At 69.8% G+C, this 15,192-nt stretch carries 14 protein-coding genes and 1 riboswitch; of the genes, 11 read left to right on the top strand and 3 right to left on the bottom strand.

Annotated features, from left to right (window positions below):
* The first annotated feature begins 179 nt into the window (after positions 1–179).
* The 10 genes from ACZ7LT_RS26765 to ACZ7LT_RS26720 all read left to right on the top strand — a co-directional run bounded on the left by ACZ7LT_RS26765 (position 180) and on the right by ACZ7LT_RS26720 (position 10,213).
* Positions 180–788 carry a CDP-alcohol phosphatidyltransferase family protein gene (locus ACZ7LT_RS26765; RefSeq protein WP_019884693.1) on the top strand — a complete coding sequence of 203 codons (609 nt, stop codon included), beginning with the start codon at positions 180–182 and terminating at the stop codon, positions 786–788.
* 115 nt (positions 789–903) lie between these two features.
* Positions 904–3,399 (top strand): sugar phosphate nucleotidyltransferase, encoded by a 2,496-nt coding sequence (locus ACZ7LT_RS26760; RefSeq protein ID WP_471238639.1) that lies wholly within the window; start codon positions 904–906, stop codon positions 3,397–3,399.
* Between the two features lie 99 nt (positions 3,400–3,498).
* Positions 3,499–4,425, top strand: coding sequence for a DUF881 domain-containing protein (locus ACZ7LT_RS26755; protein ID WP_471238638.1), 927 nt, complete (start codon positions 3,499–3,501; stop codon positions 4,423–4,425).
* The gene (locus ACZ7LT_RS26750; protein WP_003970459.1) at positions 4,422–4,754 is read left to right on the top strand and encodes a small basic family protein; all 333 of its coding nucleotides are present in this window, start codon (positions 4,422–4,424) and stop codon (positions 4,752–4,754) included. Before ACZ7LT_RS26755 ends, ACZ7LT_RS26750 begins: the two co-directional genes overlap by 4 nt.
* A gap of 5 nt (positions 4,755–4,759) precedes the next feature.
* Complete coding sequence (locus ACZ7LT_RS26745) at positions 4,760–5,623, top strand: DUF881 domain-containing protein (protein WP_471238637.1); 864 nt, start codon at positions 4,760–4,762, stop codon at positions 5,621–5,623.
* Positions 5,624–5,705: 82 nt separating this feature from the next.
* Complete coding sequence (locus ACZ7LT_RS26740) at positions 5,706–6,650, top strand: FHA domain-containing protein (RefSeq protein WP_471238660.1); 945 nt, start codon at positions 5,706–5,708, stop codon at positions 6,648–6,650.
* A 44-nt stretch (positions 6,651–6,694) separates the two neighbouring features.
* Complete coding sequence (gene ftsR, locus ACZ7LT_RS26735; protein ID WP_471238636.1) at positions 6,695–7,438, top strand: transcriptional regulator FtsR; 744 nt, start codon at positions 6,695–6,697, stop codon at positions 7,436–7,438.
* 53 nt (positions 7,439–7,491) lie between these two features.
* Positions 7,492–7,965 (top strand): bifunctional nuclease family protein, encoded by a 474-nt coding sequence (locus ACZ7LT_RS26730; RefSeq protein WP_028797289.1) that lies wholly within the window; start codon positions 7,492–7,494, stop codon positions 7,963–7,965.
* 189 nt (positions 7,966–8,154) lie between these two features.
* Positions 8,155–8,772, top strand: a complete 618-nt coding sequence (locus tag ACZ7LT_RS26725; protein ID WP_471238635.1) for a MerR family transcriptional regulator — start codon at positions 8,155–8,157, stop codon at positions 8,770–8,772.
* Positions 8,773–8,854: 82 nt separating this feature from the next.
* Positions 8,855–10,213: a DNA polymerase IV gene (locus ACZ7LT_RS26720; RefSeq protein ID WP_471238634.1), complete on the top strand. Its 1,359-nt coding sequence runs from the start codon at positions 8,855–8,857 to the stop codon at positions 10,211–10,213.
* A 28-nt stretch (positions 10,214–10,241) separates the two neighbouring features.
* On the opposite strand, the gene ACZ7LT_RS26715 is transcribed toward ACZ7LT_RS26720, so the two are convergent.
* Positions 10,242–10,616, bottom strand: a complete 375-nt coding sequence (locus tag ACZ7LT_RS26715) for a PRC-barrel domain-containing protein (protein ID WP_471238633.1) — start codon at positions 10,614–10,616, stop codon at positions 10,242–10,244.
* A 113-nt stretch (positions 10,617–10,729) separates the two neighbouring features.
* Positions 10,730–10,828, top strand: a riboswitch (glycine riboswitch).
* Between the two features lie 176 nt (positions 10,829–11,004).
* Between ACZ7LT_RS26715 and gcvP the strand changes: the two genes are divergently transcribed.
* Entirely contained in the window at positions 11,005–13,890 is a 2,886-nt protein-coding gene (gene gcvP, locus ACZ7LT_RS26710; protein ID WP_471238632.1) for an aminomethyl-transferring glycine dehydrogenase, read from the top strand.
* Between the two features lie 106 nt (positions 13,891–13,996).
* On the opposite strand, the gene ACZ7LT_RS26705 is transcribed toward gcvP, so the two are convergent.
* Together ACZ7LT_RS26705 and ACZ7LT_RS26700 are read right to left on the bottom strand one after the other, a co-directional pair.
* The gene (locus ACZ7LT_RS26705) at positions 13,997–14,194 is read right to left on the bottom strand and encodes a DUF5999 family protein (RefSeq protein ID WP_471238631.1); all 198 of its coding nucleotides are present in this window, start codon (positions 14,192–14,194) and stop codon (positions 13,997–13,999) included.
* Between the two features lie 352 nt (positions 14,195–14,546).
* A complete protein-coding gene (locus ACZ7LT_RS26700) occupies positions 14,547–15,140 on the bottom strand; it encodes a hypothetical protein (RefSeq protein WP_471238630.1) in 594 nt (197 codons plus the stop codon).
* Between the last annotated feature and the right edge of the window lie 52 nt (positions 15,141–15,192).

The raw sequence follows: 15,192 nt of genomic DNA, 5'->3' as shown, positions 1-15,192 counted from the left end.
CAGGGGGGACCCTGTGGGAGAGTAGGACGCCGCCGAACAATCATTGTGGGAAAGCCCCGCACCTTATGGTGCGGGGCTTTTCTGCGTTCACCACCAAACCGGACCCCTGTGCATCTGCCGTCAGCTGCTGAAGGTAAGGTCAGGGGCATCATTGGCACGTTCCCACAGGAGGCCCCCGGGTGGAGGTCCAGGAGACTCGCGTTCAGACGGACCGGGTCCTCACCATCCCCAACATCCTGAGCATGGCTCGCCTGGTGGGCGTGCCCTTGTTCCTGTGGCTGATTCTCCGTCCTGTCTTCGGCGGGCCCAACAGCGATGGCTGGGCACTGCTCGTCCTGATGCTCAGCGGTGTCAGTGACTACCTCGACGGCAAACTCGCCCGTCGCTGGAACCAGATCAGCAGCCTGGGCCGGCTCCTCGACCCCGCGGCCGACCGGCTCTACATCCTTTCCACGCTCGTCGGCCTGACCTGGCGGGAGATCCTGCCCCTGTGGCTGACCGTGGCGCTTTTGGCCCGTGAGCTGATGCTTCTCGTCATGGTGGGAATCCTCCGCCGGCACGGCTATCCGCCGCCGCAGGTGAACTTCCTCGGGAAAGCTGCCACGTTCAACTTGATGTACGCGTTCCCGCTGCTGCTTCTCAGTGACGGAGACACATGGCTGGCGTCACTCGCTGAAGTTTTCGGGTGGGCCTTCGCCGGATGGGGTACAAGTCTCTATTGGTGGGCAGGGATCCTCTACGTGGTCCAGGTCCGCCGACTCGTCAAGGCGGATACCGCGGCCGATTGAGCCCGCCCCGTCCCGTGCTGAGCAAGGGCGCCAGTACGAGACAAGACGTTTTGGGCCACAGTGCGGGTGGGTGAAGTCGGCTGACCGTCGTCTCTTCAAGGAGGACGCTTCCGACATGAAGGCCGTCGTGATGGCCGGTGGCGAAGGAACCCGGCTTCGCCCCATGACATCGAGCATGCCCAAGCCACTTCTGCCGGTAGCCAATCGGCCGATCATGGAGCATGTCCTACGTCTGCTCAAGCGGCACGGTCTCACCGAGACCGTGGTCACCGTGCAGTTCCTCGCCTCGCTGGTCAAGAACTACTTCGGTGACGGGGAAGAGCTCGGCATGGAGCTCACCTACGCGAACGAGGAGAAACCGCTCGGCACCGCGGGAAGCGTGAAGAACGCCGAGGAGGCGCTCAAGGACGACGCGTTCGTCGTCATCTCCGGCGACGCCCTCACCGACTTCGACCTCACCGATCTCATCGCCTTCCACAAGGAGAAAGGCGCCCTCGTCACCGTATGCCTGACCCGGGTGCCCAATCCCCTGGAATTCGGCATCACGATCGTCGACGAAGAGGGAAAGGTCGAGCGTTTCCTGGAGAAACCGACCTGGGGCCAGGTCTTCTCGGACACGGTGAACACCGGCATCTATGTGATGGAGCCCGAGATCTTCCGGTACGTCGAGCCCGACGTACCCGTCGACTGGTCCGGCGACGTCTTCCCTCAGCTCATGAAGGAAGGCCGGCCGATCTACGGCTATGTCGCCGAGGGCTACTGGGAGGACGTCGGCACCCACGAGAGCTATGTGAAGGCCCAGGCCGATGTGCTCGAAGGAAAGGTCCAGGTCGAGCTGGACGGCTTCGAGATCTCGCCGGGGGTCTGGGTGGCCGAAGGCGCGGAAGTCCATCCCGACGCCGTGCTTCGCGGCCCGCTCTACATCGGCGACTACGCCAAGATCGAAGCCGATGCGGAGATCCGCGAGCACACGGTCGTGGGATCGAACGTCGTCGTCAAGACCGGCGCCTTCCTCCACCGGGCCGTCGTCCACGACAACGTCTACATCGGGGAACACAGCAATCTCCGAGGCTGTGTCATCGGCAAGAACACCGACATCATGAGGGCCGCCCGGATCGAGGACGGCGCCGTCATCGGTGACGAATGCCTGGTCGGTGAAGAATCGATCGTGCAGGGCAATGTCCGGGTCTACCCGTTCAAGACCATCGAGGCCGGTGCGTTCGTCAACACCTCGGTGATCTGGGAGTCACGCGGGCAGGCCCACCTCTTCGGCGCGCGCGGAGTCTCCGGAATCCTCAACGTGGAGATCACACCCGAGCTGGCCGTCCGGCTGGCCGGCGCGTACGCCACCACCCTCAAGAAGGGCGCCACGGTCACCACGGCCCGTGACCACTCCCGTGGTGCGCGGGCCCTCAAGCGGGCCGTGATCTCCGCGCTGCAGGCCAGCGCCATCGACGTACGGGACCTGGAGAACGTACCGCTGCCCGTGGCCCGTCAGCAGACGGCCCGGGGCAGTGCCGGCGGGATCATGATCCGGACGTCGCCCGGTGTGCCGGACTCCGTGGACATCATGTTCTTCGACGAGCGGGGCGCGGATCTGTCGCAGGCCGGTCAGCGCAAGCTGGACCGGGTGTACGCGCGTCAGGAGTACCGGCGGGCCTTCCCCGGCGAGATCGGTGACCTGTCCTTCCCGTCCAGCGTCTTCGACTCGTACACCGGATCCCTGCTGCGCAACGTGGACACCACGGGCGTCGCCGACGCGGGTCTCAAGGTCGTCGTGGACGCCTCCAACGGCAGCGCGGGGCTTGTTCTTCCCAGTCTGCTCGGGCGGCTCCAGGTCGACTCGCTGACGATCAACCCGGGGCTGGACGAGTCGAGACCCACCGAGTCCGCCGAGACACGGCGAGCCGGGCTCGTGCGGCTCGGGGAGATCGTGGCGTCGGCGCGAGCCGCGTTCGGAGTGCGGTTCGACCCCGTCGGCGAACGGCTCTCGCTGGTGGACGAGCGGGGGCGGATCATCGAGGACGACCGTTCGCTCCTGGTCCTGCTCGACCTGGTCGCGGCCGAGCGGCGCAGTGGCCGGGTGGCGCTGCCGGTGACGACCACCAGGATCGCCGAGCAGGTGGCGGCGTACCACGGCACGCAGGTGGAGTGGACGACCACCTCGCCGGACGACCTGACCCGGGTCGGCCGGGAGGAGTCGACCATCTTCGGGGGCGACGGCCGCGGCGGGTTCATCGTGCCGGAGTTCAGCAGTGTCTTCGACGGCACCGCTGCCTTCGTCCGGCTGATAGGGCTTGTGGCGCGGACCCAGCTCACGCTCAGCCAGATCGACGCGCGCATTCCGCGGGCGCACGTGCTGCGCAGGGACCTTGCGACCCCGTGGGCCGTCAAGGGCCTGGTGATGCGCCGGGTCGTGGAGGCGGCCGGTGATCGTCATGTGGACACCACCGACGGTGTACGGGTGGTGGAGGCCGACGGGCGCTGGGTGATGGTGCTGCCGGACCCGGCGGAAGCCGTCACCCATCTGTGGGCGGAGGGGCCGGACGACGCCTCCGCGCAGGCGCTGCTCGACGAATGGTCGGCCGTGGTGGACAGCGCCGGTCACTGACGGGTGGTACGGATGTGCCGGGAGGTGTCCTTGGGCGCCTCCCGGCACAACGGTGGGGCCATTCGGCGGTAGCCCGCGCGACGTGCGACGATGTGCGGCATGTCGCAGCAGCCCCCCGTTCGGAGCACCGGCTCCCCGCCACCGCGTCCCGATGCGTCCATGTCGCTGCTGACCAATGTGATGGACCACGCCCTGGACGACGGGTACGCGGAGGCGACGGCGCGACGGCAGGCGGAGGGCGGTCTTCCGCGCACGCTCCGGGCCAAGCTGGCGCTCGCCGCCGGTCTTGTGCTGGCGGCGCTGGTGGTCACCGTCGCCGCCGCGCAGACCCAGGTGTCGGCGCCGGTCGTCGCCAAGGAGCGCGAGGAGCTCATCGACCGTATCGAGGCGGAGACCTCCGCGGCCGACAAGCTGGCGGCGGATGTGGAGAAGCTCCGCGGCGAGGTGGGGGAGCGGCAGCGCAAGGCGCTGGAGGAGCACGGCGGGGACCAGGCCGAGCTCGTCGCGCTGCTCTCCGGCGCCACGGAGGTGCGCGGGCCCGGGGTCAAGCTGGTCGTGGACGACGCCAAGGACACCGACCAGGGCGGCGGCGGACCGCGTGAGAGCAGCGGCTTCTCCGACACAGGCCGGGTGCGGGACCGGGACATGCAGCGGGTCGTCAACGGGTTGTGGCAGTCCGGCGCCGAGGCGATCGCGATCAATGGGCAGCGTCTGACGTCGCTGTCGGCGATCCGGGCGGCGGGCGACGCCATACTGGTCGACAACAAACCGCTGGTGCCGCCGTACACCGTGCTGGCGGTGGGGGACGGGAAGAAGCTGAGCACCGCGTTCCAGGACAGCGCCGACGGCCAGTACCTGCACGCGCTGCAGGAGAACTTCGGTATCCGCACCAGCATTTCCGCCCAGGACGAGGTGCGTCTCCCGGCCGCGCCCAGCCTGATCGTACGTACAGCAGAGCCGAGGGACGCCCGGGCCGGCAAGTCCGGCGGGCAGGCCACGGCCGACACAGGGAAGGGCACATCTTGATCGCCGTACTGGGCCTCGTCGTGGGAGTCGTGGTCGGACTGTTGGTCCGGCCCGAGGTGCCGGCGGTGGTCGAGCCCTATCTGCCGATCGCCGTCGTGGCCGCGCTCGACGCGGTCTTCGGCGGTCTGCGGGCCATGCTCGACGGGATCTTCGTCGACAAGGTCTTCGTGGTCTCCTTCCTGTCGAACGTGGTCGTGGCCGCGCTGATCGTGTTCCTCGGCGACAAGTTGGGCGTGGGCGCCCAGCTGTCCACCGGTGTCGTGGTCGTCCTCGGTATCCGGATCTTCTCCAACGCCGCCGCGATCCGGCGGCATGTGTTCCGGGCGTGAGGCCGATGAGCAACGACGAGACCCCGCAGAACGACGTCCCCGAGAGCGGCCTTCCCCGCAAGGAGGAGCCGGTCCGCAAGGAGGAGCCGGTCCGTGAGCCGGCGCCGGCCCGTGAGCCGGAGCCCGCGGAGCCCGCTCCGGCGCCGCTGACCGGCCGCCAGCGGCTGGCCGCCGGGCTGTGGCCGCCCCGCTTCTCCCGTGCCCAACTGATCGTCGCCGTGCTGCTGTTCGTGCTCGGACTGGGGCTGGCGATCCAGGTCCGCTCCACCAGCGACAGCAGCGCGCTGCGGGGCGCCCGGCAGGAGGACCTGGTCCGGATCCTCGACGAGCTGGACGACCGCACCCAGCGCCTGGAGGACGAGAAGTCGCGCCTCGAGGACCAGCGCGCGGAGCTGGACAACAGCTCAGACCAGGCCGAGGAGGCCCGTAAGCAGACCCGCGAGAAGGAACGCCAGCTCGGGATCCTGGCCGGCACTGTGGCCGCGCAGGGCCCCGGCATCACCCTCACCATCGCGGACGGCGCCGGGGCGGTCGAGTCGGACATGCTGCTCGACGCCATCCAGGAGCTGCGCGCGGCCGGCGCCGAGGCGATCCAGGTCAACGACGTCAGAGTGGTCGCCGACTCGTACTTCTCCGGAGGCGACGGAAGTCCGATAGAAGTCGATGGAACGAAGGTGTCCCCTCCATACGTCTTCAAGGTCATCGGCAAGCCGGAGGACCTGGAGCCCGCGCTCAACATCCCCGGCGGTGTCGTCCAGACACTGGAGAAGGAGCAGGCCACGGCCACGGTGCGGCGTTCCGACAAGATCGTTGTGGACGCCTTGCGACCTGCGGAGCGGCCTGACTACGCTCGGTCGTCGTCGCAGTGAGGCGGGGGTGCATGAGGGTCGCGCGACAAGGGCATGACGTTGCGGGGGGTCGACGCACCACCAGCCTGCCGCGTGGTGGAAACTGTCCGGAGGATACGGACGTTGTGAAGGTGTCCGGGTCGGCAGGTGTGTTCATTCAGGGTTCGTCCTGCCCCACGGGCGGGTCTGTTTCGGTCAAGGGGAATCGCCCGTGAAGTTGTTTGCGAAGTTGTTCGGCAAGAGCGCACGCGAGGACGGCGGCAGCACCGCCAAGCACCGCGCCCCGCGCCATGCCCAGAGCGAGGAGCAGGGTGGCGAACGCCCCCTGTTCCGTGACGAGGTCGCCCAGGACGGTGTCCATCCGGGCGGACAGGGCGCGTCGTCTGTTGACCCTGCCGCTTCCGGACGCATAGGTTTCGGAGAACCATCAACCTCAAGTGCGGGTGGAGGGTTTGCCCCCGGTCCGTACGGAGCCCAGGCCCCCGCGGGGCAGCCGCGGCAGGAGGATTCGTCCATGCCGGTATGTACGAGGTGCGGGCACCGCAACGCCGCGGACAGCAGGTTCTGCTCCCACTGCGGCGCCCCGCTGCGCGGCACGGCGCCGGCGGAGCGGGCGTCCGAGACGACGTCGACCATCTCCATCTCGGGTCTCGAGGCGTACGAGGCCGAGGCCACCGGTCAGCACGCGCTGCCGTCGCTCTCCCCGGAGGCCCAGGCGGCCGTCGACGCGCTGCCGCCCGGTTCGGCGCTGCTCGTGGTGCGACGCGGCCCGAACTCGGGCAGTCGCTTCCTGCTCGACGGTGACCTGACCACGGCCGGCCGTCACCCGCAGAGCGACATCTTCCTGGACGACGTGACGGTCTCCCGGCGTCATGTGGAGTTCCGCCGTACCCAGGAAGGCACCTTCACCGTCGCGGACGTCGGCAGCCTGAACGGCACGTACGTCAACCGTGAGCCGATCGACTCGGTCGTGCTGCTCGCCACCGGTGACGAGGTTCAGATCGGCAAGTACCGGCTGGTCTTCTACCCGAGCCAGCGGGGCGTGTGACCCACCCCCGGACTCCGTTCCGGGGGGACCCCTAAGGAAGGTCCATGCTGCGAACACCGACGGGCGGTGCCGGCCACGGCACCGCCACCGCGGGTGACCGGCTGGTCAGTATCGGTACGGTGCTGAACCAGCTCAGGGACGAGTTTCCCGAGGTCACGATCTCCAAGATCCGGTTCCTGGAGGCCGAGGGCCTGGTCGAGCCGCGGCGGACCCCTTCGGGGTACCGCAAGTTCAGCCCCCAGGACGTCGAGCGGCTGGCGCAGATCCTGCGGATGCAGCGGGACCACTATCTGCCCCTGAAGGTCATCAGGGAGCACCTGGACGCGCTGGCGCGCGGGGAGCAGGTGCAGCTGCCGGCCCAGGCGCCGCAGCGCGAGCCGCTGGACGTCCCCTGGGACCAGGAGGCGCAGCGGCCGACCGCCGCCCGCGTGGGGCGTGCCGAGCTCCTGGCGGCCGCCGAGGTCACCGAGGAGGAGCTCGCCGACTGGGAGTCGTACGGGCTCATCGCTCCGGACCCGGACGGTGGGTACGACGCCGAGACCGTGACGGTCGCCAAACTTGTCGCGGATCTGGGGAGATTCGGTCTCGAAGCGCGGCATCTTCGCGCCATGAAAGCGGCCGCCGACCGGGAGGCGGGGCTGGTCGAACAGATCGTCGCACCGCTGCGCCGGCACCGCAATCCGCAGACCAGGGCGCATGCGGAAGCCACCGCGAAGGAGCTGGCGGGGCTCTCCGTACGGCTGCATTCGGCCTTGGTACAAACCGCGCTCGGAGTCCGCTTCCAGTGATCTTGGGGGAGCCCGACTACCCAAACCGGTCGAGCACGTCCTAGGGTTGCTGTGTGAACGAGCTCGACGTTGTGGGTGTCCGGGTGGAAATGCCCTCCAACCAACCGATCGTGCTCCTGCGTGAAGTGGGAGGCGATCGGTACCTCCCCATCTGGATCGGACCGGGTGAGGCGACCGCGATCGCCTTCGCCCAGCAGGGCATGGCCCCTGCCAGGCCTCTGACCCACGACCTGTTCAAGGACGTGCTGGAGGCCGTGGGCCAGGAGCTCACCGAGGTCCGCATCACGGACCTGCGTGAAGGGGTCTTCTACGCGGAGCTGGTCTTCGCCAGTGGGGTCGAGGTCAGTGCCCGGCCCTCCGACGCCATAGCGCTCGCCCTGCGCACCGGAACGCCGATCTTCGGCAGTGACGGGGTGCTGGACGACGCGGGTATCGCGATCCCCGACGAGCAGGAGGACGAGGTGGAGAAGTTCCGCGAGTTCCTCGACCAGATCTCGCCGGAGGACTTCGGAACCAGCAGTCAATGACCGGGCCTTCGACCCGCCGCGCTGCTCAGGATGGCCCCAGGGCATTCGAGTAGCCGTTCCCCGGAGAGAGACACGGGAAACCACTCTCAGGGTGATTATCACTCGGCGTGCCGAGTGTGGCGATCGTTGACGCACCCCGAGTGACTGCCTACCTTCGTGTGGGCAGGTCAAGGACGGAGGGTCGGCGTGATGAGCAGCGGCGACGGTACGGCAGGGGGTCTCCCCGGACGGAGTCCGGTGGAGAGCGGGCCGTATCCGCTTCACGGAAGTGCGGCGAGTGCGGCTCACGTGAGTGCGGCCGACACCACCACCGACACCATCGGATACCGGGGGCCGACCGCCTGCGCGGCGGCTGGGATCACCTACCGGCAGTTGGACTACTGGGCGCGTACGGGGCTCGTCGAGCCGAGTGTGCGCCCCGCTTACGGCTCGGGAACGCAGCGGCTGTACAGCTTCCGCGACGTCGTCGTCCTCAAGATCGTCAAGCGGTTCCTCGACACCGGGGTCGCGCTCCAGAACATCCGCGCGGCCGTGCAGCATCTGCGCGCGCGGGGCTTTCGCGATCTGGAGCGGATGACGCTGATGAGCGACGGCGCCACCGTCTATGAGTGCTCATCGCCGGACGAGGTGGTGGACCTCCTCCAGGGCGGGCAGGGGGTCTTCGGGATCGCCGTGGGCGTCGTGTGGCGGGACGTGGAGGCCGCGCTGTCGCAGCTGCACGGGGAGCGCGTCGACACCGGCGAGACACTGGTCGGCCACAATCCGGCCGACGAACTGGCGCGGCGCCGCCGGGACAGGGCGGTCTGAGACTCCGGTCTTCAGAGCTCCCGCCCGCGTTTCGCACAGAAGTACGGGTCCACTGTCAGTGCCGTAAGGCAGCATCTGAGGTGTGAGAGCCGCGCCGACGATCCTGCATCTGGACATGGATGCCTTCTTCGCCGCCGCCGAGCAGGCGGCGAAGCCCAGTCTGCGCGGAAAACCGGTGGTCGTCGGCGGCCTCGGGCCGCGGGGTGTGGTGGCGACGGCGTCGTACGAGGCGAGACGGTTCGGGGTGCACTCGGCCATGCCGATGGCGCAGGCCCGGCGGCTCGCGCCGAACGCCGCGTATCTGGTGCCGCGCTTCTCGCTGTACCGCTCGGTCAGCGACCAGGTCATGGCGCTGCTCGCCCGGCTGTCCCCGCTGGTCGAGCCGCTGAGCCTGGACGAGGCCTTCGTGGACCTGGAAGCGGGTGGCGCGGCATATGACTCGGCCACGGCGCGGGAGGCCGGTGAGCGGCTGCGCAGGGACATTCTCGGCACCACGGGGCTGACCGGCTCGGTGGGTCTGGCCGGTTCGAAGATGCTCGCCAAGATCGCCTCGGAGGAGGCGAAGCCGGACGGACTCGTGCTGATCGAGCCGGGCACGGAGCGGGAGCTGCTCGGGCCGAAGTCGGTGCGGATCCTGCCCGGGGTGGGGCCCGCGACCGGGGAGCATCTGCGGCGGGCCGGGATGACGACGGTCGCCGATCTGGCGGAGGCCGGCGAGGACGAGCTCGTACGGCTGCTGGGGCGGGCGCACGGGGCGGCGCTGGCCAGGATGGCCCTGGGGCACGACGACCGGCCCGTGGTGGCCGAGCGGGACGCGAAGTCGGTCTCCGTGGAGGACACGTTCGACACGGACCTGCACGACCGGGTGCGGATCCGGATCGAGGTGGAGCGGCTGGCCGACCGGTGTGTGGAGCGGCTGCGTGCCTCAGGGCACTCCGGGCGGACGATCGTGCTGAAGGTGCGGCGCTACGACTTCTCGACGCTGACCCGCTCGGAGACGCTGCGTGGGCCGACCGACGCCCCCGCGGTCGTCCGCGAGGCCGCCGGGCGGCTCCTGGAGGCCGTCGACACCACGGGCGGGGTGCGGCTGCTGGGTGTGGGTGTGAGCGGTCTGGCCGACTACACCCAGGAGGACCTCTTCGCGCAGGCCGCCGACGAGCTACGGGAACCGGCGGAGGGCGAGCCGGCCCAGACCGCGGAGGACGAGCGTACGGCCGAGCCGGAAGCGGCCGCGGTCCCGGCCGAGCGGCACTGGCCGGCAGGGCGGGACGTACGGCACGCGGTGTACGGGCCCGGATGGGTGCAGGGCAGCGGGGTGGGGCGGGTGACGGTGCGGTTCGAGGAGCCGGGGTCGCCGCCGGGGCGGGTGCGGACCTTCCTCGTCGACGACCCGGATCTGGAGCCGTCCGATCCGCTGCCGCTGGTACCCCCGCCCGTGTGAGCCCCGTGTGAGCGCGGGGCCGGCCCGGTCAGTCGTCCTGGCCCGCGATCCGGCCGAAGTCCCGGTCCGGGGGTGCGGCGGTGGACAGTGGCGGGATTTCTATCCCGTAGTGGTGGTAGAGCTGGAGCTCCTGCTCGGGGGAGAGGTGGCGGCCGACGCCGAAGTCGGGGGCGTCCTTGATCAGCGCGCGTTCGTACGGGATGTGCAGCGCGTCGTTGACCAGCTCACTCGGCTCCAGGGGGACGAAGGCGTCCCGGCTGAACAGTCCGGTCCGTACGGCCGCCCATTCGGGGGCTCCTGTGGCGTCGTCCAGGTACACCTCGTCGATGGTGCCGATCTTGGTGCCGTTGCGGTCGAACGCCTTCCGGCCGATCAGGCTGCGCGGATCGATGTCGGTCTGCACGGTCCCTCCAACTGGTCGCACCTGCTCTTCAAGGACTACGAAAGTGCACAACGGGGATGTCGGCCACTTGAGGGAACCCCGAGGAACCTCGCTGGTAGGCTGGCTGTGGCTGCTGACCCCGTGCGGGAGAGTCCAGCGAAGAAACCTTTCGGTGGCGCCGAAGGAGCAACTCCTCCCCGGAATCTCTCAGGCCCCTGTACCGCACGGACGAGGTCACTCTGGAAAGCAGGGCGATGTCCGACGGCATCCGCTCTCACCGACGGTGAAAGTCGGCCACGTCCGCGTGCGCCGGTGAAGCTCTCAGGTTGAGATGACAGAGGGGGAGGCCGTCCGGGCACCCGCGCCGTGGTGCCCCTCGCAGGTCGTGACGACCAGGAGGCCTCCGTACATGACCGCCAACCGCATTCCGCTCTCCGTGCTGGAGCAGGGCATCCCCTTCGAGCAGCGGCACATCGGGCCCGACGCCGAAGCCCGGGCGAAGATGCTCGCCCAGGTCGGCTACGGCTCGCTCGACGAGCTCACGGCCGCCGCGGTACCGGACGTGATCAAGAGCGCCGAGGCGCTCGGGCTGCCGGCCGCCCGCACCGAGGCCGAGGTCCTGGCCGAGCTGCGCACGCTCGCCGACCGCAACAAGGTCCTCGCCCCGATGATCGGCCTCGGCTACTACGGCACCTTCACGCCGCCGGTCATCCTGCGCAACGTCATGGAGAACCCGGCCTGGTACACGGCGTACACGCCCTACCAGCCGGAGATCTCGCAGGGCCGGCTCGAGGCGCTGCTCAACTTCCAGACCATGGTCGCCGACCTCACCGGTCTGCCCACCTCCGGCGCCTCCCTCCTCGACGAGGGCACCGCGGCCGCCGAGGCGATGGCGCTGTCCCGGCGCGTCGGCAAGGTCAAGAACGGTGTCTTCCTGATCGACGCGGACGCGCTGCCGCAGACCGTCGCCGTCATCCAGACCCGCGCCGAACCGACCGGTGTCGAGGTCGTCGTCGCCGACCTGTCCGAGGGCATCCCGGCCGAGATCGCCGAACGCGGCGTCTTCGGTGTGCTCCTGCAGTACCCGGGCGCCTCCGGCGCCGTACGGGACATCAAGCCGCTCATCGACGCGGCCCACGAACTCGGCGCGATCGTCACCGTCGCCGCCGACCTGCTCGCGCTGACCCTGCTGACCTCGCCCGGCGCCCTCGGCGCCGACATCGCGGTCGGCACCACCCAGCGCTTCGGCGTCCCGATGGGCTTCGGCGGCCCGCACGCCGGCTACATGGCCGTCCAGGACAAGCACGCCCGCTCCCTGCCGGGCCGGCTCGTCGGCGTCTCCGTCGACGCCGACGGCAACAAGGCCTACCGCCTGGCCCTACAGACGCGCGAGCAGCACATCCGCCGCGAGAAGGCCACCAGCAACATCTGCACCGCGCAGGTGCTGCTCGCCGTCATGGCCGGCATGTACGCCGTCTACCACGGCCCCGAGGGCCTCAAGGCGATCGCGCAGCGCACCCACCGGTACGCCACCATCCTCGCCGCGGGCCTCACGGCCGCGGGCGTGGAGGTCGTCCACGGCGCCTACTTCGACACCCTGACCGTCAAGGTGCCCGGCAAGGCGGCCCAGGCCGTCGCCGCCGCCCGCGAGGGCGGGGTCAACCTGCACCTCGTCGACGCCGACCACGTCTCCGTCTCCTGCGATGAGACCACCGGCCGCGCCCAGATCGCCGCCGTCTGGGCCGCCTTCGGCGCGGACGCCGACATCGAGGCGCTGGACGCGGAAGCGGCCGACACGCTGCCCGAGGCCCTGCTGCGCACGGACGCGTACCTCACCCACCCGGTCTTCCACGCGCACCGCTCCGAGACCGCCATGCTGCGCTACCTGCGCAAGCTCGCCGACCGCGACTACGCGCTCGACCGCGGCATGATCCCGCTCGGCTCCTGCACGATGAAGCTGAACGCGACGACCGAGATGGAGCCGGTGACCTGGCCGGAGTTCGGGCAGATTCACCCGTTCGCACCCATCGAGCAGGCCCAGGGCTACCTCACGCTCATCACCGAGCTGGAGGAGCGCCTCGCCGAGGTCACCGGCTACGACAAGGTCTCGCTGCAGCCCAACGCCGGCTCGCAGGGTGAGCTCGCCGGTCTGCTCGCGGTCCGCGCCTACCACCGCGCCAACGGCGACACCCAGCGCACCGTCTGCCTGATCCCCTCCTCCGCGCACGGCACCAACGCCGCCAGCGCCGTGATGGCCGGGATGAAGGTCGTCGTCGTCAAGACCGCCGACGACGGCGAGGTGGACATCGAGGACCTGCGCGCCAAGATCGAGCAGTACCGCGACGAGCTGTCCGTGCTAATGATCACCTACCCGTCCACGCACGGTGTGTTCGAGGAGCACGTCGCCGACATCTGCGCCGCCGTGCACGACGCCGGCGGCCAGGTGTACGTCGACGGTGCCAACCTCAACGCGCTGGTCGGCCTCGCCAAGCCGGGCAAGTTCGGCGGCGACGTCTCGCACCTGAACCTGCACAAGACCTTCTGCATCCCGCACGGCGGCGGCGGCCCGGGCGTCGGCCCGGTCGGTGTCCGGGCGCACCTCGCCCCGTACCTGCCCAACCACCCGCTCCAGCCGAGCGCCGGACCGCAGACGGGCGTCGGCCCGATCTCGGCCGCCCCGTGGGGCTCGGCCGGCATCCTGCCGATCTCCTGGTCGTATGTGCGCCTCATGGGCGGCGAGGGCCTGAAGCGGGCCACCCAGGTCGCCGTCCTCGCGGCGAACTACATCGCCAAGCGCCTGGAGCCGCACTACCCGGTGCTCTACACCGGTCCGGCCGGGCTCGTCGCCCACGAGTGCATCGTGGACCTGCGTCCGCTGTCCAAGGCGACCGGGGTCAGCGTCGACGACATCGCCAAGCGCCTGATCGACTACGGCTTCCACGCGCCGACCATGTCGTTCCCGGTCGCCGGCACGCTGATGATCGAGCCGACGGAGAGTGAGGACCTCACCGAGATCGACCGGTTCTGCGACACGATGATCGCGATCCGCGCCGAGATCGAGAAGGTCGCCTCCGGCGAGTGGCCCGCCGGGGACAACCCGCTCGCCAACGCCCCGCACACCGCGGCCGCGCTCGGCGGCGAGTGGAACCACCCGTACACCCGCGAGGAGGCCGTCTTCCCGGCCGGGGTGTCGGCCGCGGACAAGTACTGGCCGCCGGTGCGCCGGATCGACGGCGCCTTCGGCGACCGGAACCTGGTCTGCTCCTGCCCGCCGCTGGACGAGTACGACAACTGACGTACGGCGCCTGGGGCAGGGCCCTGGGCGCGCCTACGCGAGCACAGGTAAGGGCCGGTTCGGAGAAGCTCTCCGGGCCGGCCCTTCGGCTTGCTTGCCGCCTGCGTCAGGCGGCGGTCACCACCCCCGGCGGCCGGTGCGGCGCGATGATCTGGCCGTCCGGCAGCAGCTCACCGGTGTCCTCGAAGAGCAGGACGCCGTTGCACAGCAGGCTCCAACCCTGCTCCGGGTGGTGCGCCACGAGGCGCGCGGCCTCCCGGTCGGCGGAGTCGGCTGTGGGGCAGGGTGGCTGGTGCTGGCACATGGATGGGTTCTTTCGCTGCGGTGTGGTGTGTGTCCTGCGGCTCGAAGCGGAGTTCATGGCCGCCCCCCGTCGGTCGTTTCGGTGGTCCCAGTCTTCCCCTGCGGAGGTCGATCCGCAGGGATTTCGCGTCAGCTCTTCCTACTGCACAAGGACGTATCACCCGCCCGGGCGGTTCAGTTCAAGTGCACTGTCACTTCGGATGGTTCGGGGTGGTCCCAGTGGGCTAGTCCGTACGGGGCAGCGTACGGCGACCCGTACGAATGCGCTCCTCGCGTGCGCGTACGGGTTTACGGGCGTACAGCGATGCCCCGCGCCGTCGGAACGCGGGGCATCGCGGGTGGAAGCGGCCGGGTCAGGCCGGTGACCCCAGCAGCGGTGCCGGGGCCAGTCGGAGGGTCAGGACGGGCAGCAGGTCGGCGACCTGGTGGGCGCGGTGTGCGGCGATCCCCGGTGGCGCGGGCGCCAGGGGGATCAGGAGATCGGTCGGCGCCGGGGAGCCATCGGCCCCGTCGGCGTCGGTGTCCGCGTGCAGCCAGAGCGTCAGCATGTACAGCTCGGGGACCGACAGCAGACGTGGCTGGAACGGTGTGGTGACGGACTCGGCCTGGCGCAGCGCGTGTTCGGTGGCGGTGACGTACGGCCCTTCGAAGAAGTGCGAGAAGGACCAGCCGTCCGGAGTGAGCATCGTGTCCGCGGCGGCGATGGAGCGTTCGCCGCCGCGGATCAGGAACCGCCAGCCGGCGAGCCTGGTACGGGGCGTGCGGCCGGGCGGGACGACCTGATCGAGAGTGTCCAGGACGTGGACGGGCAGGGGCAGTTCGGGGGTGAGCGGGCCCTGGAAGGAGCGGAGAGCCGGGGTACGTGCGTCGCGGACCGCGGTGGGGGAACCGAGGGCCACGAGCACACTGCGCAGGGCGGCCGAAGGGGCCGGAGGGATGTGGAGCATGGTGGGTCGCCTCTCACTCAGGAGACACGGTGAAGCGGGGGCAGTGCGGACG

The organism is Streptomyces sp. NPDC039465, from assembly GCF_055639315.1.
This window is presented reverse-complemented; position numbering and strand designations above follow the sequence as displayed.

Bases quoted from the DNA above. Each gene is read 5' to 3' on its own strand.
- ACZ7LT_RS26760 (WP_471238639.1), top strand. From the start codon at position 904: ATGAAGGCCGTCGTGATGGCCGGTGGCGAAGGAACCCGGCTTCGCCCC.
- ACZ7LT_RS26725 (WP_471238635.1), top strand. From the start codon at position 8,155: ATGAGCAGCGGCGACGGTACGGCAGGGGGTCTCCCCGGACGGAGTCCG.
- ftsR (WP_471238636.1), top strand. From the start codon at position 6,695: ATGCTGCGAACACCGACGGGCGGTGCCGGCCACGGCACCGCCACCGCG.
- ACZ7LT_RS26745 (WP_471238637.1), top strand. From the start codon at position 4,760: ATGAGCAACGACGAGACCCCGCAGAACGACGTCCCCGAGAGCGGCCTT.
- ACZ7LT_RS26705 (WP_471238631.1), bottom strand. From the start codon at position 14,194: ATGTGCCAGCACCAGCCACCCTGCCCCACAGCCGACTCCGCCGACCGG.
- gcvP (WP_471238632.1), top strand. From the start codon at position 11,005: ATGACCGCCAACCGCATTCCGCTCTCCGTGCTGGAGCAGGGCATCCCC.
- ACZ7LT_RS26700 (WP_471238630.1), bottom strand. From the start codon at position 15,140: ATGCTCCACATCCCTCCGGCCCCTTCGGCCGCCCTGCGCAGTGTGCTC.
- ACZ7LT_RS26755 (WP_471238638.1), top strand. From the start codon at position 3,499: ATGTCGCAGCAGCCCCCCGTTCGGAGCACCGGCTCCCCGCCACCGCGT.